Below are 23,730 nucleotides of genomic sequence, written 5' to 3'. Positions count from 1 at the left end.
GCTCGCCGGCCTCAGAACGCCAGTCGCACCGTCAGGCGGGCGTTGATCGGCGCTCCGGGGGTGATGTTGTCGTTGTTGTGGGCCGAGGCGAAGTAGGCGGTGTCGAGCAGGTTCTCGACATTGAGCTGCACGTCGATCCGCTCCCCCAGCTTGGCGAACAGGGCGGCGTCGAGCCGGGTGAAGGCCGGCACCAGCGTGGTCGTGGCACTGGTGCGGATCGCGGCATACTGGCTCGACTGGTGAACCACGCCCAGCCCCACGCCGAACCGGCGGCTGACATCGTAGCGGTTCCACAGGGCGAACTGGTGGCGCGGCACCTGGGCCAGACGGACGAAGCTGTTGCCCTTCAGGCGCGCGTCCTGGAAGGTGTAGCCGCCCGACAGTTGCCAGTGGCTCAGGATCTTGCCGGTCAGGCCGATCTCGGCACCACGCGTGCGGGTTGCGCCGACATTGATCGAGGCGGCGGGATTGGCCGGATCGGGCGTGGTCGCATTGTTGCGATCGAGCTGGAATGCCGCCGCGGTCAGGCTGAGGCCGCGCGGCAGGTCCCACTTCGCCCCGATCTCGTAATTGGTGAAGCTTTCCGGCGCCAGGTTTTGCGTCGTCGTGGTCAGGCTGAGGAACTGCTCGCCCGAGCGCGGCAGGAACGACTTGCTGACGCTGCCATAAAGCGAGACGTTCTCCTGCGGCTTGACCACCAGCCCCAGCCGCGGGCTGACGCTGCGATCGGTCCGGACGAAGGGTCGCGGCGTGCCGATCTGGTCGGTCCCGGTGATGCGGAACTGGTCGAAGCGCAGTCCGACCAGCAGGTCGAGATGGGGGCCGAAGGCGATCTGGTCCTGAACATAGGCCGATACCACGTCGACGTCCGACACCGTGTTGCGTGCCGGGATGTTGAACACCACAGTCGGGAACACGGGGTTGCGCAGGCTCAGCGTGGATGCCGAGAACGTGCCGTTGAGCCGCTGGCTGGCGGTGTGCTGGTTGCTCGCCTCCAGCCCGAGCAGCAGGGTGTGCTGGGTCGGCCCGAGCGCGCCCTTCCACACCAGGTTGCTCTGGGCGATCAGGTTGCGGCGCTGGGTCGCGTCGGCATAGTTGCCCAGCGGGACCAGGCCGGTGGCCAGATTGGCGGGGCCGTTGGCGAAGACGTTGCTGTAGTACTTGTCGTAATCACCAAACAGGAGCGTGTTGGACCAGGTCAGGTTGTCGGCCAGCTCGGCGTCGGCACGCAGCCGCACGATGTGCGCGGTCAGGCCGGTCCGGTTGACCCCGGGAATGCCGAAGAAGGTGTCGCGATAGCCGGTGATCGGGGTGTTGGGCCGCCCGGCCGCCGTGGCCACCGACGGCACGCCGCGATCCGCCACGCGATCGTCGTGGACATATTCGTAGGACAGGCCCAGCTTCCAGCGGCCCAGATCGGCACCGATCGTGGGATTGAAGGCATAGCGCTCACCGCCATAGTAATCGCGGTTGCTGGCCAGATTCTGGTACTCGCCGTTGACCCGCAGAGCGGCAGTGCTCGCCAGGGGCAGGTTGACATCGGCCGCCGCGATCCAGTCGCCGAAGGTGTTGACGCTGGCATTGCCACCCACGGCGAGCCGGTTGGCGATCGGGGCCTTCTGCACGCGGTTGACCACCCCGCCGCCGCCGCCACGGCCGAAGATCAGGGCCGAAGGACCCTTGAGCACCTCGACCCGCTCGATGTTGTAGAGCCCGCGATAGTACTGCACGTCATCGCGCACCCCATCGAGGAAGAAGTCGGCCGTAGTGTTCTGCCCGCGCAGCGTGATCTGGTCGCGGTTGCCCTCGCCCTGCCCCACGGTGGTGCCGGGAACATAGCGCAGCACATCGGCCATCGATGCCACGGCCTGATCATCCAGCCGCTCGCGGGTCACCACGGCGATCGACTGGGGAATGTCGATCAGCGGCGTGTCGGTCCGGGTGGCGCTGCTCGAGCTGTCGAGGCGATAGCCGCCGTGATGCCCGGTGACGACGATCACCGGCTCTCCCGCCGCCTCGTCGGCATCGGCCGCCGCCGCGCGCGCGGAGCCGGGAAGCGCCAGCGGCAAGGCGGTGAGGGTCAGGGCCGTGGCCAGGGTGGTGAAGTGCGACATGGTGTTCAACGGCCTCGATTGCGGTGTCGAGGTCGGGACTACCGCTATTGCGAGTGACTTGCAATAGCGAATCGAGACGATGGTCGCTCCGGCGGCAGCACAGGTGTCCCGCCGCGGGAATCGGCGTCGGACATCAGGTGCGACTGTTGGCGAGAGCCGTGGTGCTGACCGATCCGATCGGGCCGGTTTCGTCGTAGATCCGGCAGTGCCCGAGGGCGATTCCCTGCGAGGCATCGTGCAGGATCGCCTCGAGCCCGATCCATTCGCCGGCGGGCAAGCGGTGCAGTTGGGCGATCACATCGGTGTTGATGAAGTGAATCCCGGCGTCCGACCAGTGTGTCCACGGACTGGCAAAGTCCGAGGCATAGGCCACGCGGGTGAAGGGCGTCAGCGGTTCCCCGCCGACGATCGCGTACCAACTGCGCAGCCAGACCCGGCGCGGTCCATAGGTGCCGATCGTTCCCGCAATCGGCCGCAGCTCCGCCCGCCACATGCGCTGTGGATCGGGGACGGAGGCCACCTGGTCCGGATGCGGCGCGTCCCATGGTTCGTGCCCCGGCCAGACCTGTCCCGGCGGGACCGGGGCGGGCCGCAGCAACTGGCAGACCGCGCGGGCATACTCGTTGTCGCCGATCATCAGCCGCGCCTCGACCAGCCGCAGCCGGCCGCCGTCGCGAATCACCCGGGTTTCGACAGTGCACGGCTGCATCCGCGCGAGACGGTGCATGTCGACGCTCAACCGGGTCGGCACCAGCCCGTCCCCACCGTGGCGGCGTTCGATCTCGTGCCCGAGCAGCGCCACGCAGGCGCGGCCGTCCATCGAATCGGGCGTCCAGTACCCGCGCGCGAAGGCGTGCGGAACAAAGGCATCGCCGTCGCGGTCAAACAGGGCTTCTTGCATCATCGCCTCTCGGGTCATCTCTTGTCCGGTCGCGGTCGTGGCAGGTGGCGCCCTATCCGCCAGCCCAGCCCGGGCCGCAAGTCCTGCCTTGCCCGGTGCAGGCCGGACGATTAGCGTCCGCCGCCATGGCGACGTTCATTCTGATCCCCGGTGCCTGGCACGGGGCGTGGTGCTGGGAGCGGGTGGCTCCCCTGCTGGAAGCCGACGGGCACCGGGCCATCGCCCCCGAACTGACCGGCATGGGCGAAGATCGCGCCCGCGCGGCGGAGGGTACGCTGACCGGCTGGATCGACCAGATCACCGCTTGCGTCGAAGCCGAGCCGGAGCCGGTGGTCCTGGTCGGCCACAGCCGCGGCGGCGCGGTGATCAGCGGCGTGGCCGAGCGCCGGCCCGACCGGATCCTGCGCCTGGTCTACGCGGCGGCGCTGCTGCTACGCGACGGGGTAGCAGTGCGCGACCAGTTGGGCGGAGTGGCCGATGCGACGCCGACCCGGATCCACAAGGACGACGACGGCACCTGCCGGGTTGAACCGGACGACGTCGCTGCGGCGCTTTACAACACCACCGATCCGGCCTGGGTGGCACGGGCGGTGGCACAGCTCGGGCCGGAGCCGCGCGTCGCGCTGCGCACGCCCGTGTCCCTCTCGGCCGAACGGTTCGGACGCGTGCCACGCGGCTATGTGGAGTGCGCGCAGGATCGCACCATCCCCCTGGCCGCCCAGCGCGCGATGCAGGCGGACTGGCCGTGCGACCGGGCCGTCACGCTCGATTGCGATCATTCCCCGTTCTATTCGGCGCCGGCGGACCTGGCCCGGGCCCTGATCGCGATGGCCGCGCCGACGGACTGATCCGGCGCTCGGGCATCGGCCGCCTCAGCGCTTGTCTTGCCCGGGAGAACCACCCTAGCATGCCGGACACCCCGCAGGGGGGTGGCTGGCGCAAGAGTGCGGGAGGAAGCCGCAGGTGACGGAGATCGCAGGGTGACGGAGATCGCAGAGTGACGGAGATCGGGGTCGGACTGGTCGGCTACGGACTGGGCGGGCGGGTCTTCCATGCGCCCTTCGTGGCCGCCACTCCCGGTCTGAGGCTGCGCGCCGTCGTCTCGGGCGATCCGGCCAAGGTGCAGGCGGACTGGCCCGGCATGGCCGTGGTTCCCTCGATCGAAGTCCTGCTGGCCCTCCCCGGGATCGATCTGGTGGTGGTGTCGAGCCCCGACCACCTCCATGCCGATCACGCGCTGCAGGCGCTGGCCGCCGGCAAGCATGTGGTGGTGGACAAGCCCTTCGCCACCACGCTGGACGATGCCCGACGGATCACCGCCGCGGCCGAAGTGGCCGGGCGCCTGCTGACCGTGTTCCACAACCGCCGCTGGGACGCCGATTTCCTGACCCTGCAGGACCTGATCGCCAGCGGCCGCCTGGGCGAGGTGGTCCACCTCGACAGCCATTTTGACCGCTGGCGGCCCGAGGCCGCGCCGGTGTGGAAGGAGGCGCGCGAAGGGGGTTCGTGGCAGGATCTGGGGCCGCATCTGATCGATCAGGCGCTCTGCCTGTTCGGCGTGCCCCAGGCGGTGAGCGCGGACATCGCAACCTTGCGTCCCGGCGCGCCCGCTCCCGACTGGTTCCATGTCGTGCTGCATTATCCCGGGCGGCGGGCCACGCTCCACGGCAGCAAGCTGGCCGCCGACCACGGCCTGCGCTTCGCCGTGCACGGCACCGGCGGGAGCTGGATCAAGCACGGGCTCGACCCGCAGGAGGGAGCAATCCTTGCGGGGCAGAGGCCCGGCGATGAGGGCTGGGGAATCGATCCCCTGCCAGGTTTGCTGACCACCGGCGAACCGGGCACCACGCCGGGGCCGCACCCCAACCGCCCCGGCGACTACCGCCTGTTCTGGCAGGCGCTGGTCGCGGCCCTGCGCGGTGAGGGTGCGAACCCGGTCCTGCCGGGCGAGGCGCTGGCAGTGATGGAGGTGCTTGCCGCCGCGCAGCGCAGCGCGGCGGAAGGTCGCACCATCGCGCTGTGACGACTCAGCCCGGACCGGGCAGGGCGGCGGCGAGCACCTCGACCTCGGCCAGGGCGCGCAGGGCATCATTGAGATGGGTGCACCCGGCGGTGCGCCGCAAGCGCGCCAGCACCTCCTCGCGCAGCTCGCGTGCCGGAACGCCGATCAGTGCCACGGTGTTGGCCGGCGCGGCGCGGCACACCGCATAGGGCAGCGTCCCGGGCGTGGCCTCGAGCCGGGCGAGCCGGCCGTCCGGCCCGATGCGGGCATGGAGCAGGTATTCGTGAATCGCCAGGCGGGCGCCGCCGTCCGGGGCGGTCGCCGAATCCTGGAACAGCGCCTCGACCGCGATGGCATCGCCCTCGCGCCAGACGTCGATGCGGCGCGCCCGGCGAAAGGCCATGCCCGGCCAGTCGGGCAGAGCGTGCCAGCCGTGGGGGTCCGCCGGGTTCGGCAGCGGCTCGACGCGGGGCACGTTGTCGCTGGGAACCGCGGTGCCGTCCTCGTCCAGCCCCGGCGAACCGCGCCGCAGGCCCATGCAGACCCCGGTCATTTGCGGTTTGGGCAGGTCGACGAACAGGTTGGCCCAGTCATCGTGCCAGCGGGTGTAGGCCCAGCCCGAGACGAAGCTGGCCCCGGCGAGGTCATCGATCAGCAGATGCAGCGGGGTGCCTTGCGCCTTTTCCTGCGGCAGGGCCTCGACCAGCGCCTGGCGAAGATGCCCACCGGCGCGCGCGCCGACCAGGGCCGGCAAGCCGGCGGGCGACGGGTCCGCCGTGATCGACAGGATCGTCCGGTCGGCGATCACCGCGCGCAGCTCGGCCTCGGCCAGCAGGTCCGGGCGCTGCGCCGGATCGTCCGTCCGCGCATCGCGGCAGCGCCCCAGATAGTGCCCCGGCCGGGCGAAGCCCTCGGGCCAGTGAACGTCGATCGACATGGTCCGCCGCACCGATCCGGGCCGCCGCGGCGGCGTGGTGCCGTGCGGGGCGCAGATCGGGTCGGCAAAGTCCGGCAGCGGCGTGCCGGCCAGGGTCAGGCCCAGCTCGGCAGGCTCGAGGTCCGGGGGAAAATCTTGGGTCATCGGCCTCATGCGGGGGCGACGGGAACCGGATCTGGCCTGCCGCGCGATCCGCCCCTGTCACAGTCGGGCGGGCTTGGCCAGTCGCAGATGGCCCGGATCAGCGCGGCAGCAGCAGGTCGCGATGGCGATGGACCAGCGCGTCGATCCAGTCGCGTCCGGCCCGGATGCGGGCGAGCTGGTGCGTGTCCTGGTGCGTGACCAGCCAGAAGCTGCGCACGATCCGGCATTGCGGCAGGGGCGCGACCAGCGCCGGATCGGCATCGCCGATGAAGCAGGGCAGCACGCCGATCCCGCCCCCGCTGGCCAGCAGGCGGTGCTGGGCATTGATGCTCGACAGGCGCAACTGCGGGGCCAGGCCGGGATGCACCTCGTCCAGATAGCGCAGCTCGGGGGCATAGAGCAGATCGGGCACATAGCCGACCAGGCAATGCCCGTGGGCCAGGTCGGCCGGGTCGCGCGGAGGGCCGACGCGATCGAGATAGCCCGGGGTGGCATAGAGCGTCAGCGCATAGTCCGACAGCTTGCGCGCGATCACCGGTCCGGCCTTGGGTCGCGACAGGGTGACGGCGATGTCGGCCTCGCGCTTGGATGGGCTGAGGAAGCCCGAGCTGGCCACCAGATCGATGGTCAGCGCGGGGTGGGCCGCGGCGAATTCGGCGATGCGGCTGGCGAGGAACCAGGTGCCGAAGCCTTCGGACACGCTGATCCGCAGCAGGCCGGACAGGCCGGCCGCCGGGCCGCCCTGGTCCTCGATCTGGGCCGCAGCCTGGGCCATCGGCTCGACGCGGGCGAGCAGGGCCTCGCCCGCTTCGGTCAGGACCTGGCCCAGCCGGGTCTGTTCGAACAGGGTGGCGCCCAGCCGCGCCTCGAGCCTCCGCAGCCGCCGGCCCATGGTCGTGGGATCGACCCGCAAGGCCTGCCCGGCCTTCGACAGTTGCCCGGTCTGGGCAATGGCCAGGAAGACCTGCAGGTCATTCCAGTTGAGTGTCTGCATTTTTGCAGGCGATACTCGCAAACTTACCGGTTGTCTGCAAAAACCGCGAGGCCCATGGAGGCCGCGACCCTGTTCAGCGGAGCCTGTCCCATGCGCCTGATCGACCATTTCCTTGCCGGCGGTACGGCCGGGCTCGATTCCTCCCGCCACAGCGACGTGTTCGATCCCAACAACGGCGCGGTCCAGGCGCAGGTCGTGCTGGGCGGCGCCGACGCGCTCGACCGGGCGGTCGCGGCAGCCCAGGCGGCCCAGCCCGCCTGGGCGGCGACCAACCCGCAGCGCCGCGCCCGCGTGATGTTCGAATTCAAGCGGCTGGTCGAAGCCAACATGGACGAACTGGCGCGGATGCTTTCGGCCGAACATGGCAAGGTGATCGCCGACAGCAAGGGCGATATCCAGCGCGGGCTGGAAGTGGTGGAGTTCGCCTGCGGCATCCCCCACGTCCTGAAGGGCGAATACACCCAGGGCGCCGGCCCGGGGATCGATGTCTATTCGATGCGCCAGCCGATCGGGATCGGCGCGGGCATCACCCCGTTCAACTTCCCTGCGATGATCCCCCTGTGGATGAGCGCGGTGGCGATCGCCTGCGGCAACGCCTTCATCATCAAGCCCAGCGAACGCGACCCCTCGGTGCCGGTGCGGCTGGCCGAACTGTTCCTGGAAGCCGGCCTGCCTGCCGGAATCTGCCAGGTGGTCCAGGGCGACAAGGCCATGGTCGACGCGATCCTGGATCACCCGGCGATCGGCGCGGTCAGCTTCGTCGGATCGTCCGACATCGCCCATTACGTCTACAACCGCGGCGTCGCGGCGGGCAAGCGGGTCCAGGCGATGGGCGGGGCCAAGAACCATGGCATCGTCATGCCCGACGCCGATCTGGACCAGGTGGTCAACGACCTCGCCGGGGCGGCCTTCGGCTCGGCGGGCGAGCGTTGCATGGCCTTGCCGGTGGTGGTCCCGGTCGGTGCGGACACGGCCGAGCGGCTGCGCGCCAAGCTGATCCCGGCGATCGAGGCGCTGCGCGTGGGCGTGTCGACCGATCCCGAGGCCCATTACGGCCCGGTCGTCACCCAGGCGCACAAGGCGAAGATCGAAGGCTGGATCGCCACCTGCGCCGCGGAAGGCGGCGAGCTGGTGATCGACGGTCGCGGCTTCACCCTGCAGGGGCACGAGAACGGGTTCTTCGTCGGACCCACGCTGATCGACCACGTCACCCCGACGATGGAGAGCTATCACAACGAGATCTTCGGCCCGGTGCTGCAGATCGTCCGGGCGAACGATTTCGACGAGGCCTTGGCGCTGCCCAGCCAGCACCAGTATGGCAATGGCGTCGCGATCTTCACCCGCAACGGCCACGCCGCGCGCGAATTCGCGGCGCGGGTCAATGTCGGGATGGTCGGGATCAACGTGCCGATCCCGGTGCCGGTCGCCTACCACACCTTCGGGGGGTGGAAGCGTTCGGCCTTCGGCGATACCAACCAGCACGGGATGGAAGGCGTGAAGTTCTGGACCAAGGTCAAGACCGTGACCCAGCGCTGGCCCGACGGCTCACCCGACGGCGGCAACGCCTTCGTCATCCCGACGATGGGGTGACCGCGAGCCAGCGACAGCCTATCTCCCGTTCGTGTCGATGACCCACGAAGGACCACAATGACCGGACAGTTCGAACTCACCGAGGACCAGCTCGCGATCCAGGAGATGGCGCGGCGCTTCACCGCCGATGCGATCACCCCCTTCGCGGCGCAGTGGGACGAGGAGCATCGGTTCCCGCGCGAAACGATCAAGACCGCGGCCGAGCTGGGCTTCGCGGCGATCTACGTCAGCGAGGCCTCGGGCGGGATCGGGCTGGGCCGGCTCGAGGCAGCGCTGATCATGGAAGCCATGGCCTATGGCTGCCCGACGACCAGCGCCTTCATCTCGATCCACAACATGGCCGCCTGGATGATCGACACCTTCGGCGACGACGCGCTGAAGGCGCGCTACCTGCCCGATCTCGTCACGATGGAGCGGATGGCGAGCTATTGCCTGACCGAACCGGGCTCGGGCTCGGACGCGGCGGCGCTGCGCACCACGGCGCGGCGGGATGGCGACGATTACGTGCTCAACGGGACCAAGCAGTTCATCTCGGGCGGCGGGGTCAACGACGTCTATGTGGTGATGGTCCGCACCGGCGAGGACGGCCCCAAGGGCATTTCCTGCCTGGTGGTCGACAAGGACACCCCCGGGGTCAGCTTCGGCGCGCCCGAGCGCAAGCTGGGGTGGAACGCCAGCCCCACCGCCCAGGTGATCTTCGACAATGCCCGCGTGCCGGTGGCCAACCGCGTCGGCGCCGAGGGCGACGGCTTCCGCTTCGCCATGGCCGGGCTCGATGGCGGGCGGCTCAACATCGGCGCCTGCTCGCTCGGCGGGGCGCAGCGCTGCCTCGACGAGGCGGTCGCCTATGTGAAGGACCGCCGCCAGTTCGGCCGCGCCGTGGCCGAGTTCCAGAACACCCAGTTCACCCTGGCCGACATGGCGACCGATCTCGAGGCGGCCCGCGCGCTGCTCTATCTCGCCGCGGCGAAGGTCAGCGCCGGGGCGCCCGACAAGACCCGTTTCTCGGCCATGGCCAAGAAGCTGTCCACCGATACCGGGTCGTCGGTGGTGGACCGGGCGCTGCAACTGTTCGGCGGCTATGGCTATCTCAAGGACTATCCGATCGAGCGTTTCTGGCGCGACCTGCGCGTGCACCGCATCCTCGAAGGCACCAACGAGGTGATGCGGATGATCGTCGGACGCGACCTGCTGAAGTAACCGTCGGCCGGAAGGCCAACCGACCGAGAGCAGGTATTGCGCAGAGCTCAAGCCCCTCCCCTTCAGGGGAGAGCCCCCACCCCAACCCCTCCCCTGAAGGGGAGGGGCCAACAGCTCGGATCGTCCGGGCTGTGCTGTGTTCAACCCTGTATCGGGAGAGACTGCCATGATCATCGCCTTCATCGGCCTGGGCAACATGGGCGGCGGCATGGCCGCGAACCTGGTCAAGGCGGGGCACACCGTCCGCGCCTTCGACCTCGCCCCCGCCGCGCTCGAGCGCGCCGCGGCGAGCGGCTGCGCCACCTTCACCTCGGCGCGCGAGGCGGTGGACGGGGCCGAAGCGGTGGTCTCGATGCTGCCCAACGGGGCGATCGTCCGCGCGGTCTACACCGCCGACGTGTTCGGCACGGCCCCGGCCGGGGCACTGCTGCTCGACTGTTCGACCATCGACGTGGCGACTGCCCGCGACGTGGCCGATACCGCCGCGGCCGCGGGCTATGCTATGCTCGACGCGCCGGTCTCGGGCGGGATCGGCGGGGCCAATGCGGGGACGCTCACCTTCATGGTCGGCGGCACCCCGGAAGGCTTCGCCCGGGCCGAACCGATCCTCAAGGCCATGGGCAAGGCGGTGATCCACGCCGGTGCGCCGGGCGCGGGCCAGGCGGCCAAGATCTGCAACAACATGATCCTGGGCGGCACGATGATCGCCACCTGCGAGGCCTTCGCCCTGGCCGAGAAGCTCGGGCTCGATCTGCAGACCTTCTACGACATCTCGTCGGTCTCGTCGGGCCAGTCGTGGTCGATGACTTCCTATTGCCCGGTCCCGGGGGTCGGCCCGCAAAGCCCGGCGGACAACGGCTATCAGGGGGGCTTCGCCGCCGCGCTTATGCTGAAGGACCTGAAGCTCGCGCTCGAGGCCGGGGCGGCGACCGGCACCCCGCTGGCGATCGGCACCCGCGCCGCCGAGCTTTACACCGCCTTCGCCGAGTCCGGCCACGGCAACACCGATTTCAGTGGCATCATCGAAACCCTGCGCTGAGGCGCGGGCTTGTCTGATGCCCGGCGGAAGCCGATCTAGAGCCTGTCCCGTTGAGGTGGATTCGCCGTGACGGAGCCGATTTTGGTTCAGCGCGAGGAGAGAGGAGGGAGCTATGCCGATGCATAGTGACCGACGATGGACGCTGCGGCGGACCAAAATCGGCCCGCTCCGCCCAATCCCGGCGCATCCACCTAAAGAGGACAGGCTCTAGACCTCATGCTTTCGATTCTCGCGCTGTTCCGCATCGGCATCGGTCCGTCCAGTTCGCACACGGTCGGACCGATGCGCATCGCCCGCCGGTTCGCCCTCGGACTCGAGCACACCGGACGGCTGGCGCAGGTGCGGCGGGTCGAGGTGGAGCTGCAGGGGTCGCTCGCGCTGACCGGGGCGGGCCACGGCTCGATCGGTGCCTCGGTGCTGGGCCTGCTCGGCGAGGAGCCTGACCGGATCGATCCGGATCGCGTCCCGACGCTCCTGGCCGAGGCCGATCGGGGCACCCTTTGCCTGCTGGGCCGCCAGCCGATCGACTTCGTCACCACCCGCGACGTGGTGCTGGCCTGCGATGTGATCCCGGCGCTCCATCCCAACGGCATGCGCCTGCGCGCCTTCGCGGCCGATGGCACGGTGCTGGTCGACGAGACCTGGTATTCGACCGGCGGCGGTTTCATCGCCACCGCCGCGCAGCTCGCCGCACCCTCTGCGGATGACCTGGTGGCAAGTCGGGTCCAGGCCCCCTTCCCCTTCGCCTCGGCGGCGGACCTGCTTGCGCTCTGCGCTTGCGAGGAGCGCTCGATCGCCGAGCTCGTGCTCGCCAACGAGGGCGCCTGGCGTCAGGAGGCGGAGACGCTCGCCGGGCTCGACGCGGTGATCGCGGCGATGAACGCCTGCATCGATCGCGGCCTCACCCGCGAAGGCCAACTGCCCGGCGGCCTCGCCGTGCGCCGCCGGGCGCCCGAACTGTGGCAGCGGCTGCGGGCAGGCCCGGCGAACGAGACCGAAGTGCTGCTCGACCGGCTCAACGTCTTCGCCATGGCGGTGAACGAGGAAAACGCCGCAGGCGGCCGCGTGGTGACGGCGCCGACCAATGGCGCGGCGGGAATCCTGCCCGCCGTGCTGCGGCAGTACTGCCACGAAGGACCGCAGGCCCCGGAGCTGGCGCGGCGCTTCCTGCTCACCGCCGGCGGGATCGGCCTGCTCTACAAGCAGCGCGCCTCGATCTCGGGGGCGGAGATGGGTTGCCAGGGCGAAGTCGGGGTGGCCTGCTCGATGGCCGCCGGGGGCCTCGCCGCGGTCTGGGGCGGCACCCCGCAGCAGGTCGCCGCGGCGGCCGAGATCGGGATGGAACACAATTTGGGCCTGACCTGCGATCCGGTTGGCGGGCTGGTGCAAATCCCCTGCATCGAACGCAACGCGATCGGCGCGGTCAAGGCCGTCAATGCCGCCCGGCTCGCCCTGCACAGCCACGAGAAGCCCAAGGTCTCGCTCGACCAGGTGATCGAGACGATGCGCCAGACCGGGCTCGACATGTCGGCCAAGTACAAGGAGACCAGTCTGGGCGGACTGGCGGTCAACGTCGCCGCATGCTGAAGGGACGAGGGGCGGTGTTGGGTGGGAAGGGGAGGTTGGGCGCACGGGGACGGGGACGGCCAAGCCGGTGCTGACCCGAAAAAGATCATCGTCGTCCCGGGCTTGACCCGGGACAGGGCTTTTCTTCTCCGGCCGTTGCCACGCAAGCCCTGCCCCGGGTCAAGCCCGGGGCGACGATTAGGAGCTCGTGTGCTCTTTGCGGAGGGGATCGGAATGTCCGATCCCGGGCGAATCCAGACGATCAGTCGGTCGGACTCACCCGGCCGCAGAGCGCTCAGACCCGGCCCGTCACCGGAATGCACGCCCCGGTCACCGCCGAGGCCGCGTCCGAGAGCAGGAAGGCCACGACGGCAGCAAGCTCCGCGGGGCGAACCCATTTGGCCGCATCGGCCTCACCCATGTCGGCGCGGTTGGCCGGGGTGTCGAGGATCGAGGGCAGCACGGCATTGACCCGCACCCGGCCCTTGAGCTCCTCGGCCAGCGCCTCGGTCAGGCGGGCGACGCCGGACTTGCTGGCGGTGTAGGCACCCATGCCCATCCCCGCCTTGAGCGTGGCCGCGGCCCCGACGTTGACGATCGCCCCGCCGTCCAGCAGCGGGACCGCGGCGCGCGCGGCGTTGAGCGCGGTGCGCACGTTGATGCGGTAGAGGAAGTCCCACGAATCCGGGCTTCCGTCCATCACGGTTTCCCAGCGGAAGCCGCCGGCGATGCTGGCAAGCCCGGCGATCCCGCCGGCCAGCGCCGGAGCGGCAAAGGCCGCGGTGGTTGCAGCGGCGTCGGTCAGGTCGATTCCGCCCAGGAAGGTCCCGGGGAAATCCGCCGCTTGCGGGGCGAGGTCGATCCCGACCACCGCATGGCCGGCTGCAGCCAGTTCGCGGGCGACCACGCTGCCGAGAAATCCGGCGGCACCGGTGACGACGATGGGCTTGGACATGATGGTGAATCTCCCTGACATCTACGAAAGCCAGCGATCACTGGCCAATCACTTTACGAATATGCCGAGTTATCGACCCATCCGGAATCCAGCTGCGTCTCAATCCGGCCAAAAAATCTTCGCCTAGCCGGCTGCCGGGCAACCCGCTGCCCCTGCCTGTACCAAGCCCTTCTCCGGCCGGAAAGGGCGGTTGCGCGGCGCCCTCGCCCTGCCCTAGGCTGACGCCAAACCGGGAGAGGACGGCGACATGGCAGGACGGGTTTCAGGCAAGCGGGCGCTGGTGACCGGAGCGGCCCAGGGCCTGGGCGCGGCCATCGCGAAGATGCTCGCCCGTGAAGGGGCCAAGGTGGCCCTGGCCGACATCAACCGCGCCGGCGTGGACGCCCTGGCGGCCGAGATCGACGCGGCGTGCGGCCCAGGTACCGCCGTCGCGCTGACACTCGACGTGACCCAGCCCGACGCCTGGTCCGAGGCCATCGCGGCCGCCGCCGTCGCGATGGGCGGGCTTTCGGTGCTGGTCAACAACGCCGGGATCGCCTCGCTCGGCAGCATCGAGGCGGTCGACCCGCTGGTCTGGGACCGGACCATGGCGGTGAATGTCGATAGCGTGTTCCACGGCTGCCGCGCAGCTCTGCCCGTGATGCGCGAGAGCGCGCCTGGATCGATCATCAACATCTCGTCGATCGCCGGACTGCTCGCCAGCCCGTCCTTCGCCGCCTACAACACGTCGAAGGCGGCGGTGTGGATGCTGACCAAGTCGATCGCCCTGCACTGCGCCAAGGAGGGCTACAACATCCGCTGCAATTCGGTCCATCCCGCCTTCGTCCGCACGCCGATGATCGCCCAGCTCGGGCGCGGCACGACCGAAGAGCGCGAGGCCCGGCTGGCGCAGCAGAACCCGCTGGGCATTCTCGGCGATCCGGACGACGTGGCCTATGCCGTGCTCTACCTGGCCAGCGACGAAAGCCGGATGATGACCGGGGCCGAGCTCAAGCTTGACGGGGGCATGTCCGCCATGTGAGCCGGGGGCCGAAGGACCGGCCGACCCCGACCGGGGTTCAGCCCAGCGCGATATTGACCACGTGTCCCTGGGTATAGGCCGCCAGCCCCTCGTCCCCGCCTTCTCGCCCGATCCCCGATTGCTTGGCCCCGCCAAAGGGAATGTCGAACGGCAGATCGAGGTGCTTGTTGACCCAGACCGTGCCCGAATCGATCTTCATCGCCACGTCGACCGCGCGGTCGAGATCCTTGCCCCAGACGGTGCCGCCCAGGCCATAGTCGCCGGTGTTGGCGCGCGCGATCACCTCGTCGACATCGGTATAGCGCAGCACCGGCAGCACCGGGCCGAACTGCTCCTCGCGGACCAGCCGCGCATCGTCGGGAATGTCACGCACGATGGTCGGGGCGATGAAATAGCCGTCGCGGTCGAGCGGCTTGCCCCCGGCGATCACGGTCCCGTTCGCCTCGGCATCCTCAAGGTAGCCCAGCAGCTTCTCGAACTGCATGCGGTTCTGGACCGGGCCGATCTGGGCGCCCTGGCGGGTGCCGTCATCCACCGTCGCGGCCTCGGCCAGGCGGGCAAGTTCGGCGCAAAGCTCGTCATAGATCGCATCGGGGGCATAGACCCGCTTGATCGCCAGGCAGACCTGGCCGGCGTTCATCATCGCGCCGTTGAACAGCTTCGGCGCGATTTCGCGGGGATCCATGTCGTCGAGCACGATGGCCGCATCGTTGCCGCCCAGCTCGAGCGTGATGCGTTTCAGCGAATCCGCCCCAGCAGCCATGACCTTGCGCCCGGTGGCGGTCGAGCCGGTGAAGCTGACCTTGGCGACGTCCGGATGGTTCGACAGGGCCCCGCCCAGGTCGTTGGCGTCGACGATGACGTTGAGCACCCCGGCCGGGAAGATCCCGGCCGCCAGCTCGGCGATGCGCAGCGCGCAGACCGGGGTGGTCGGAGCGGGCTTGAGCACCACGGTATTGCCGGTGATCAGCGCCGGCCCGATCTTCTGGGTGACCATCAGCACCGGGAAGTTCCAGGGCGTGATCGCCGCGACCACGCCCAACGGGGTGCGATGCTCGACAATGCGGCAATCGGCGGTTTCGCGCAGCACGATCGGTTCGCCAGTTTGTGCCGCATAGTGGCGCAACTGGAAGATGCCGGCCCGCACCTCGCCCTGGGCCTGGGCCAGCGGCTTGCCCTGTTCGGTGGTCAGGAGATGGGCCAGCGCATCCTGCTCGGCCGCCATGGCGTCGGCCAGACGGGCGATCAGGACGCCCCGCGCCGCATAGCCGAGCGCGGTCCAGCCGGGCGCTGCCGCCCTGGCCGCCGCGACCGCTTCCTCGAGTTGCGCCTGATCGGCGCGGGCCACGGTGATGAACGGCTGGCCCGTGGCCGGATTGATCACGTCGAGCGTGGCGGCGCCGTCCACCAGGGCGCCGTTGATAAGCATCTTGCCGGTCATGAGCCTCTTGTCCCTGTCGGGCCGATCCGGTCGGGCCCCGCCCCCGTTTGCCCGCTGTCGCGATGCGCCGCAAGCATCGTCGCGACGATCGGACGACCCGCTGCGTGCAGGCCCAACTCACGATAACAACGGTTGTTTCCCGCGCCGCAAGGCGGCATGGAGCGGCTCAGCCGGGCAGACGGCAGTGACGGGCGGAGGACCTTGGTGACGACAGAGGTGGTGGTGCGGACCGATGGTGCGGCGGGTATCCTGTCGCTTAACCGGCCCAAGGCGATTCATGCCCTGACCCAGCCGATGGTGGCGGCGATGACCGCGGCGTTGCTGGCCTGGCGCGACGATCCGGCCGTGGCCGTGGTGCTGATCGACCATGCCGAAGGGCGCGGGTTCTGCGCCGGGGGCGACATCACCCTGCTGCGCGAATCCGCCCTGAACGATGGCGGCGCGGCCGGGCGGCGGTTCTTCTTCGAGGAGTACCGCCTCAATCACCTGATCATGACCTATCCCAAGCCGGTGGTGGCCTTCATGGACGGGATCACCATGGGCGGCGGCGTGGGCATTTCCGGCCCGGCGCGCTACCGCGTGGCGACCGAGCAGACCCGGCTGGCCATGCCCGAGACCGGGATCGGCCTGTTTCCCGATGTCGGCGGCGGCTGGTACCTTTCGCGCCTGGCCGGACGGCTCGGTCAGTACCTGGCGCTGACCGGCGCGCGGCTGGATGGCAGTGAAAGCCTGTGGGCGGGCCTGGCCACCCATTACCTGCCCGCCGCCGCGCTGGCCGAGGCCAAGACCCGGATCGCCGCCGCGCCGGGCGAGATCGAAACCGTGCTGGCCGACCTGGCCGAGCCCCCTCCCCCGCCCCGGATCGCCACCCATGCCGACGAGATCGCGCAGCTCTTTGCGGCGGACCGGTATGAGGACGTGCTCGCCGCGCTGGCCGCCAGCGGCAGCGACTTTGCCCGCGCCACACTGGACACGCTGGCCGGCAAGAGCCCGCAGGCCTGCAAGGTGGCGCTGCGCCAGCTCGCCACCAGCCTGACCCTGCCCGATTTTGCCGCGAACATGGCGATGGAATACCGCATCGGCGGCCGCGTGCTGGTCCGCCCCGACTTCGCCGAAGGCGTGCGCGCGGTGATCATCGACAAGGACCATGCCGCACGCTGGAATCCCGCAACCCCCGAGGAGGTGAGCGACGAGCTGCTCGACGCGATCTTCGCCCCCCTCCCCGCCAACGAGGAATGGACCCCGCTATGACCTACAGCAACATCCTGGTCGAACAGCACGATGCGGTGACGCTGATCACGCTGAACCGCCCCCAGGCGCTGAACGCGCTCAACTCCGGGGTGCTGGAGGAACTGATCGAGGCCTTCGCGGCGTTCCAGGCCGATCCGTCGCAGCGCTGCGCGGTGCTGACCGGCGCGGGCGACAAGGCCTTTGCCGCCGGCGCCGACATCAAGGAGATGGCCGACAAGCCCGCCGCCGACTTCTATGCGGGGGACTTCTTCAGCCGCTGGACCAGCCATGTCGTCCAGACCACGCGCAAGCCGTGGATCGCAGCGGTCAACGGCTTTGCCCTGGGCGGCGGGTGCGAGCTGGCGATGATGGCCGACTTCATCATCGCCGCCGACACGGCGCGGTTCGGCCAGCCGGAAATCAAGCTTGGCGTCGCGCCCGGCATGGGCGGATCCCAGCGCCTGACCCGGGCGATCGGCAAGGCCAAGGCCATGGATATGTGCCTGACCGGGCGCATGATGGGCGCCGAGGAGGCCGAGCGCTCCGGGCTGGTCGCCCGCGTGGTGCCGCTGGCCGAGCTGCGCGACACCGCGCTGAAGGTGGCGGCCGAGATCGCCGCCATGCCGCCCCTGGCCGCCATCGCCAACAAGGAAATGGTCAACGTCGCCTTCGAGACCACGCTCGAGCAGGGGCTCCTGTTCGAGCGGCGTCTGTTCCAGGTCCTGACCGCGACCGAGGACAGGGTCGAGGGCATGGCCGCCTTCGTCGAGAAGCGCCCGGGGGTCTGGAAGGGCCGCTAGGCTCAGGACTCACTGATCACAGCCAGAAGAGCACGGTGGCGGCGAGTGCGAGGGCGGAGAAGAAGACGGTTGGACAGCGGTCGTATCGCGTTGCCACGCGTCGCCAGTCCTTGAGACGGCCGAACATGATCTCGATGCGGTTGCGCCGCTTGTATCGGCGCTTGTCGTATTTGACGGGGATGGAGCGGGATTTCCGGCCCGGAATGCAGGGCTTGATGCCCTTTTGCTCAAGCGCGTCCCTGAACCACTCGGCATCATAGCCCCGATCGGCAAGCATCCACTGTGCCTTGGGCAGGTCGTCGAGCAGGGCCGCTGCGCCGGTGTAATCGCTGACTTGGCCGGCCGTGATGAAGAAGCTCAGGGGGCGGCCGTTGGCATCGGTTATCGCGTGAAGCTTGGTGTTCATGCCGCCCTTGGTCCGTCCGATCAGACGCCCGAGATCCCCTTTTTTACCCCAAGGCTGGAAGCCGTGCGGTGAGCCTTGAGATAGGTCGCGTCGATCATGAGTGTCTGAGGTTCGGCCCTCTGGGCGGACAGGCCTTCCATCATCCGGCCAAACACGCCCATCGCGCCCCACCGTTTCCAGCGGTTATACAATGTCTTGTGCGGCCCATACTCCCTTGGCGCATCCCGCCAGCGCAGGCCGTTCCGGTTGACGAAGATGATCCCACTCAGAACCCGCCGGTCGTCAACCCGCGGCTTGCCGTGGCTCTTGGGGAAATACGGCGCAAGCCGCGCCATCTGCTCGTCCGTCAGCCAGTACAGGTCGCTCATGCTCAGTCTCCTCGCGGAGCCTGAATCACATCCCCCTCAGCCAATCAATGGGTCCTGAGCCTAAGGCAAGAATGATCGGCCGGGTCCGCCCGGCCGATTGGCTGCAGGTCAGCGCAGGACCCGACCGCTCGGGTCCGGAGACCCTGGGCGCAGAAAGCCTAAGCCCAGCGTTCGCGCAGCTTGAGCAGGGCCAGCGCCGCCTTGGCCGCCTCGCCGCCCTTGTCCTTCTGCCCCGGATCGGCCCGGACGATGGCTTGCGCCTCGTTCTCGACGGTCAGGATGCCATTGCCGATCGCCAGCCCGTCCATCGTCAGCGCCATGATGCCGCGCGCGCTTTCGCCGGCGACAAGCTCGAAGTGGTAGGTCTCGCCCCGGATCACCACACCGATCGCGACATAGCCGTCGTAGCGGTCGGCCTGGTCGGCCAGGGCGATGGCTCCGGGGATTTCCAGCGCCCCGGGCACCGTGATCACGTCGACCTCATGGCCGGCCTGGGTGAGCGCCGCCTTGGCACCGGCGACCAGCATGTCGTTGAGATGGTCGTAGAACCGGGCTTCGACGATGAGGAAACGGGACATCTTATGCGTTCTCCGGAGGAATGGCCTGTTCGCCCACCACGTTGAGGCCATAGCCGTCAAGCGCGACCAGGTTGCGGTGGGCATTGGTCAGCAGGATCATGTCGTGCACCCCCAGATCGGCGAGGATCTGCGCCCCGACGCCATAGGCGCGGAAATCCATCTCGGCGCCTTCGGGACGGCCGCTGCCCTGCGGCGGGACAAGCAGCACGATCACCCCCGCCCCGGCCTTGCCGATTTCCACCATGGCGCGCTGCAGGGTCCGCTTCTTCGGGCCCGGCTGGCCGAGCATGTCATCGAACAGCGAGATCGCGTGGACCCGGGTCAGGGTCGGCACGTCCGGAACAACCTGGCCCTTCTGCAGGACGAAGCTGTTCGATCCGTCGATCTTGTTGCGATAGGTCAGCAGCTTCCATTCGCCGCCGTAGTCCGAGGTCATCCGGGTTTCGGCCACCTTTTCGACCAGATGGTCATGGCGGCGGCGGTACTCGATCAGGTCGCGGATCGTCCCGATCTTCAGCCCGTGCTTGCGGGCGAAGGGAACCAGATCGTCCATCCGCGCCATGGTCCCGTCGTCGCGCATGATCTCGCAGATCACGCCGGAGGGATTCAGGCCCGCCAGCCGGGAGATATCGACCGCGGCCTCGGTATGACCGGTGCGGACCAGGACGCCGCCATCGCGCGCGATCAGCGGGAAGACGTGGCCGGGGGTGACGATATCGTCGCGGGTCTTGGCCGCATCGATCGCCACGGCGACGGTGCGGGCGCGATCCCCGGCGGAGATGCCGGTGGTGACCCCTTCTCGCGCCTCGATCGAGACGGTGAAAGCGGTTTCGTGGCGGGTGCCGTTGTTGCGGCTCATCAGCTCGAGCCCAAGCTGTTCGCAACGCTGCCGGGTCAGGGTCAGGCAGATCAGGCCGCGGCCGTGGGTGGCCATGAAGTTGATCGCATCGGGCGTGGCCATCTGCGCGGGGATCACCAGGTCCCCTTCGTTCTCACGGTCCTCGTCGTCGACCAGGATGAACATCCGGCCGTTGCGCGCCTCTTCTATGATCTCCTCGATCGGGACCAGCGCCGGGGTGTCGTCACTGTCCGAGAGGAAGCGTTCGAGCTTGGCAAGGGTTTCCGCCGTGGGGTTCCAACCCGGTTCGGTCAGGTCCCGCAGCGTGTTGGCGTGAAGCCCGGCGGCCCGGGCGAGGCCGGAGCGGGACATGCCACCTTCGACGACGAGGCGGCGGATACGATCGATGAGTTCGCTGGACATGGCGGCCGTGTCTCACATTGCGATGTGATACGCAAGCGCCCTGATCACATTGCTGCGGATAGGGCCTCCCCTGCCCTGCCCGCGCGACCGTTCGGCGGCGCGGACATCATCGGTCAGCCTTCGCGGGTCTGGCTGCGCCGTTCGGCGTAACGGATGACAAAGGCCTCCCACACCCGTAGCCATTCGCTGTCGGGGCGAAGCTCCTTGATCCCGGGAAAGCCGGTGCGGAAGGCCGTGGCCATGGTGTCGACGCACCAGGGCTGGCCCTTGTCGAGACCGATCGCCCGGAACTTGGCCTCCCGGGTGCCAAAGGCCAGGCTGCCGGTGGGAAACGGCACCAGGGGCTCGCCCGGATCGGCCGTTCGTCGCGGCGTGCGGGTGGTTCGGCTGACCGATGATCTCGGTGCGCTTTCCGCGGCCGGCGCGCCGACCAGGCGGAGATGCGGCCCGACCAGGCGGCGCTCCAGCGGTGCCGGTGATGGCCGCAGCACGACTGTCCGCCCGCTGAAATCGACATCGGCGTTGGGATAGACGGCCGAGACGAGCTGCATGGTCTCGCGCACGGTCTGGCGGAAGCGCTTGCTATCGGCATCGTTGCCGAGGTGCTTGGCCAACTGGTCCCATGAAATGACCTGCCCCCGATCGGCGGTGATCCGCGGCAAGCGGTAAGCGAGGTAGGTATAGAGGTCGAGCGCTGTGGGAGTGCCCTTGAGCTCGCGGATCGCCACTTCATTGAGTGGCACGGCGTGGTCGACCAGATGGCTGTAGAACGCCTCGGACATGCGGATTTCGCGGGCGAAGGCCCCGTTGCGCTCCAGCGATCCGGCGTATTCGTTCGAAATCTTCACGTCGCGCACGGCAAAGGCGTTGTCGCCGCTGTCCTGCCCTTCCCACCGGATCTGCCATTCGCAGGCCAGCAGCCGGTCCACCTGCTCGCGCATCAGGTTGGCCGTGCCGCGCGGTCCATAGGACACGGTTTGATACCCGAGCCGCCGCATCCATTCGGTGAAGTTGCGCCCAAGGTAGACGTCCCGCGACCGCTTGGTGACCGCCTGCGACAGCAGATAGATCAGCGCGACCCGGGGATAGGCGCCATACGGCACACCCAGGCTGCGCATCACCGGCTTGCCGTCGACCGTCTGGAGCACGGGACGCGGATTGATCGCCAAGGCGTACTTGCCGTCCTCGCGGACGATCGGCAGGGTATCGTCCTTGGGCCGCTTGGTCGGCAGCGACATGGCGCATAGTGCCGAGTGGAGGAAGGCCGGTACCGGCTCCTCGTCCTGGACCCGGAGGAACGCGTCCAGGGTAAGCTGGGTCCCGGTGGCTTCGGCCACGGTTCGCACCCGGGCCTCGCCGCCGCCGATCATGGCCAGGGCATACTGGTGTCCGATCGGACGGTGGGTATTGCCGCTCATTGAACCGTTCCTTCCCGACTCACCCGAGCCTTCCGGTGCCGGTTAGACAACAGGTTCAAGGCCCAAAGGCAAGGGGCTTGGCAGTTTTGGCGATTTTCCGGGCTCCAAACCTCCAAGATCACCGATGATCTCGGTGCCGCGTGCCGGGCGCGACCTCATCCGAAACCATCAATCGAACCACGATGCGCGAATCGGATGGGTCTAGGAGATTCCTTTAGTAGGTTTGCGCTCCGAGATCATCGCTCGCCAGGACACCGAGATCATCGCTGTTCGGCACGGAAATCATCGGTTTGCACCGAGTTCATCGGTTGGGCTGGGGGTGGCGAATCGTCAGGCGCCGGCCTCGTCGCGAAAGGGCCGTATCCGGGGCCTTGTGGACCCGAGATCATCGGTCGCGTGATCGCGCAGGGATCATTGCTCGGCTGCGGGCAGCGAATCGGCACGGAGATCATCGGTCCGTTTGCAAGTTTGGTGGCCGATCATTGCCCGAAACTGCCAAGGATGCTAGATCGGCCGCGCAACTTCACAACACGGTGACCATGGCAAGCGGACCACGTATCGATGCGGCGGCGGACGAGCTTCTCGAGGATGGCCTCGGGACGCTCCATCGCAAGGCGCTGACCATTCTCAAGCGCATTCGGGACGGGGCGCTGGACCCGGAAACCGGCCAAAAGGTCGGGCCGTCGTTCGCCATTTCCAAGGCGGCCAGCCTGGTCGGGCGGACGGCCTCGGCCATTCGCGAGGCCGAGCGTGATGGCCGCCTGCCCCAACGCGACCGCACCGCGTCGGGGCACCGCGTGCAGTACACCCTCGAAGAGCTGGACCGGATGCGGGGCGTCTTCGGCACGCGGCCGTGGCGGGCGCCCAGCGACACGCCGGCGGTCATCTCGGTGTCGAACTTCAAGGGCGGCGTGGGCAAGTCCACCCTCGCCCTCCACCTCGCCCAGCACTTCGCGATCCACGGCTATCGCGTGCTGTTCATCGATTGCGACAGCCAGGCCAGCTCGACCATGATGTTCGGCTACCGGCCCGACGTCGACCTCACCGAGGATGACACGCTCTACGGCTACTTCCACGATCCCGAGCTGCTGGGCGTCAGGTCGATCATCCGCAAGACCCATTTCTTCGGGCTCGACCTGATCCCGGCCAACCTCAAGCTCTACAACCTGGAGTATGAGATCGCGGGCTACCTGGCGCAGAACCAGAGCTTCGACATCATCGACATGATCGCCAAGGCCATCGACACCGTGATCGACGATTACGACATCGTCGTGATGGACCCGCCGCCGGCGCTGGGCATGGTGTCGATGGCGGTGCTGCAGGCGGCCAATGCGATGGTCATCCCGGTGCCGCCCAGCGTCATCGATTTCGCCTCGACCGTGTCGTTCATCGACATGGCCCGGACGACCATGAAGCAGCTCGAGCAGATCGCTGGTCGGATCAAGCCCGCCTACAATTTCATCCGGCTGGTCGGCAGCCGGGTGGATGACAGCAAGTCAATGCACCGGGAGATCCTCTCGATGATGCGGCAGGTGTTCGGGGGATCGATGGCGACCTCGATCCTCAAGACCAGCGCCGAGATCGACAACTCCAGCTCGCGGATGAAGACGGTGTTCGAACTCGATCGACCAGTGACCTCGCACGAAGTGCACAACCGCTGCGTCAAGCATCTCAACGACGTCTGCCGGGAGATCGAAGTGGACGTGCTGCGCACGTGGGAAAGCCGGGCGGCCGACGCCGTCTGAGCCCGGTTGCCACGTGGCAA

20 protein-coding genes are annotated in these 23,730 nt (G+C 68.6%); 10 read left to right on the top strand and 10 right to left on the bottom strand.

All coding sequences use genetic code 11. From position 1 onward, the window contains the following. Positions 1-11 precede the first annotated feature (11 nt). The gene (locus H7F49_RS00355; protein ID WP_185681576.1) at positions 12-2,114 is read right to left on the bottom strand and encodes a TonB-dependent receptor; all 2,103 of its coding nucleotides are present in this window, start codon (positions 2,112-2,114) and stop codon (positions 12-14) included. A 133-nt stretch (positions 2,115-2,247) separates the two neighbouring features. Then, entirely contained in the window at positions 2,248-3,018 is a 771-nt protein-coding gene (locus H7F49_RS00350) for a thioesterase family protein (RefSeq protein ID WP_185681575.1), read from the bottom strand. A gap of 122 nt (positions 3,019-3,140) precedes the next feature. On the opposite strand from H7F49_RS00350, the gene H7F49_RS00345 reads away from it, so the two are divergent. Both H7F49_RS00345 and H7F49_RS00340 read left to right on the top strand, forming a co-directional pair. Beyond that, on the top strand, positions 3,141-3,863 hold the full coding sequence (locus H7F49_RS00345; protein WP_185681574.1) for an alpha/beta fold hydrolase: 723 nt from the start codon (positions 3,141-3,143) through the stop codon (positions 3,861-3,863). Positions 3,864-4,012: 149 nt separating this feature from the next. Continuing rightward, positions 4,013-5,038, top strand: a complete 1,026-nt coding sequence (locus H7F49_RS00340; RefSeq protein ID WP_185681573.1) for an oxidoreductase — start codon at positions 4,013-4,015, stop codon at positions 5,036-5,038. A 4-nt stretch (positions 5,039-5,042) separates the two neighbouring features. On the opposite strand, the gene H7F49_RS00335 is transcribed toward H7F49_RS00340, so the two are convergent. Both H7F49_RS00335 and H7F49_RS00330 read right to left on the bottom strand, forming a co-directional pair. Next, a complete protein-coding gene (locus tag H7F49_RS00335; RefSeq protein WP_185681572.1) occupies positions 5,043-6,098 on the bottom strand; it encodes a DUF2889 domain-containing protein in 1,056 nt (351 codons plus the stop codon). Positions 6,099-6,195: 97 nt separating this feature from the next. Beyond that, positions 6,196-7,092: a LysR family transcriptional regulator gene (locus H7F49_RS00330; RefSeq protein ID WP_185681571.1), complete on the bottom strand. Its 897-nt coding sequence runs from the start codon at positions 7,090-7,092 to the stop codon at positions 6,196-6,198. A gap of 90 nt (positions 7,093-7,182) precedes the next feature. Between H7F49_RS00330 and H7F49_RS00325 the strand changes: the two genes are divergently transcribed. From H7F49_RS00325 to H7F49_RS00310, 4 genes are all read left to right on the top strand, one after another. After that, positions 7,183-8,682, top strand: coding sequence for a CoA-acylating methylmalonate-semialdehyde dehydrogenase (locus H7F49_RS00325; RefSeq protein WP_185681902.1), 1,500 nt, complete (start codon positions 7,183-7,185; stop codon positions 8,680-8,682). A gap of 57 nt (positions 8,683-8,739) precedes the next feature. Beyond that, positions 8,740-9,882, top strand: a complete 1,143-nt coding sequence (locus H7F49_RS00320) for an acyl-CoA dehydrogenase family protein (protein WP_185681570.1) — start codon at positions 8,740-8,742, stop codon at positions 9,880-9,882. Between the two features lie 166 nt (positions 9,883-10,048). Then, positions 10,049-10,921, top strand: a complete 873-nt coding sequence (mmsB, locus tag H7F49_RS00315; RefSeq protein WP_185681569.1) for a 3-hydroxyisobutyrate dehydrogenase — start codon at positions 10,049-10,051, stop codon at positions 10,919-10,921. 216 nt (positions 10,922-11,137) lie between these two features. Beyond that, the gene (locus H7F49_RS00310; RefSeq protein WP_185681568.1) at positions 11,138-12,508 is read left to right on the top strand and encodes an L-serine ammonia-lyase; all 1,371 of its coding nucleotides are present in this window, start codon (positions 11,138-11,140) and stop codon (positions 12,506-12,508) included. 274 nt (positions 12,509-12,782) lie between these two features. Here the strand turns inward: H7F49_RS00310 and H7F49_RS00305 are convergent, their stop codons facing one another. After that, complete coding sequence (locus H7F49_RS00305) at positions 12,783-13,442, bottom strand: SDR family oxidoreductase (RefSeq protein WP_185681567.1); 660 nt, start codon at positions 13,440-13,442, stop codon at positions 12,783-12,785. A gap of 247 nt (positions 13,443-13,689) precedes the next feature. On the opposite strand from H7F49_RS00305, the gene H7F49_RS00300 reads away from it, so the two are divergent. Then, the gene (locus H7F49_RS00300; RefSeq protein WP_185681566.1) at positions 13,690-14,463 is read left to right on the top strand and encodes an SDR family oxidoreductase; all 774 of its coding nucleotides are present in this window, start codon (positions 13,690-13,692) and stop codon (positions 14,461-14,463) included. Between the two features lie 37 nt (positions 14,464-14,500). Here H7F49_RS00300 and H7F49_RS00295 read toward each other — a convergent pair whose 3' ends face one another. Beyond that, positions 14,501-15,904: an aldehyde dehydrogenase family protein gene (locus H7F49_RS00295; protein WP_185681565.1), complete on the bottom strand. Its 1,404-nt coding sequence runs from the start codon at positions 15,902-15,904 to the stop codon at positions 14,501-14,503. Between the two features lie 204 nt (positions 15,905-16,108). Between H7F49_RS00295 and H7F49_RS00290 the strand changes: the two genes are divergently transcribed. Both H7F49_RS00290 and H7F49_RS00285 read left to right on the top strand, forming a co-directional pair. Then, positions 16,109-17,155 (top strand): enoyl-CoA hydratase/isomerase family protein, encoded by a 1,047-nt coding sequence (locus H7F49_RS00290; RefSeq protein ID WP_185681564.1) that lies wholly within the window; start codon positions 16,109-16,111, stop codon positions 17,153-17,155. Then, positions 17,152-17,934, top strand: coding sequence for an enoyl-CoA hydratase-related protein (locus H7F49_RS00285; protein ID WP_185681563.1), 783 nt, complete (start codon positions 17,152-17,154; stop codon positions 17,932-17,934). The genes H7F49_RS00290 and H7F49_RS00285 overlap by 4 nt, the downstream gene beginning before the upstream one ends. 16 nt (positions 17,935-17,950) lie before the next feature. On the opposite strand, the gene H7F49_RS00280 is transcribed toward H7F49_RS00285, so the two are convergent. The 4 genes from H7F49_RS00280 to H7F49_RS00265 form a co-directional block, all read right to left on the bottom strand. Next, positions 17,951-18,708 (bottom strand): IS5 family transposase gene (locus tag H7F49_RS00280; RefSeq protein ID WP_185681562.1). Its coding sequence is split into 2 segments (ribosomal slippage): positions 17,951-18,375 and positions 18,375-18,708, totalling 759 coding nucleotides; the frame shifts between segments, so codons are not numbered across the junction. Between the two features lie 158 nt (positions 18,709-18,866). Further along, the gene (gene ribH / locus H7F49_RS00275; RefSeq protein ID WP_185681561.1) at positions 18,867-19,286 is read right to left on the bottom strand and encodes a 6,7-dimethyl-8-ribityllumazine synthase; all 420 of its coding nucleotides are present in this window, start codon (positions 19,284-19,286) and stop codon (positions 18,867-18,869) included. A gap of 1 nt (position 19,287) precedes the next feature. After that, complete coding sequence (ribB, locus tag H7F49_RS00270) at positions 19,288-20,547, bottom strand: 3,4-dihydroxy-2-butanone-4-phosphate synthase (protein WP_185681560.1); 1,260 nt, start codon at positions 20,545-20,547, stop codon at positions 19,288-19,290. A 113-nt stretch (positions 20,548-20,660) separates the two neighbouring features. Continuing rightward, the gene (locus H7F49_RS00265; protein ID WP_185681559.1) at positions 20,661-21,965 is read right to left on the bottom strand and encodes a replication protein RepA; all 1,305 of its coding nucleotides are present in this window, start codon (positions 21,963-21,965) and stop codon (positions 20,661-20,663) included. Between the two features lie 539 nt (positions 21,966-22,504). Between H7F49_RS00265 and H7F49_RS00260 the strand changes: the two genes are divergently transcribed. Next, positions 22,505-23,710: an AAA family ATPase gene (locus H7F49_RS00260; RefSeq protein ID WP_185681558.1), complete on the top strand. Its 1,206-nt coding sequence runs from the start codon at positions 22,505-22,507 to the stop codon at positions 23,708-23,710. Positions 23,711-23,730 lie beyond the last annotated feature (20 nt).

The sequence above is a fragment of the Novosphingobium aerophilum genome, from assembly GCF_014230305.1.
Taxonomy (GTDB): domain Bacteria; phylum Pseudomonadota; class Alphaproteobacteria; order Sphingomonadales; family Sphingomonadaceae; genus Novosphingobium; species Novosphingobium aerophilum.
Note: the sequence above shows the minus strand (reverse complement) of the source record. Positions and strands in the feature narration are given on the sequence as shown.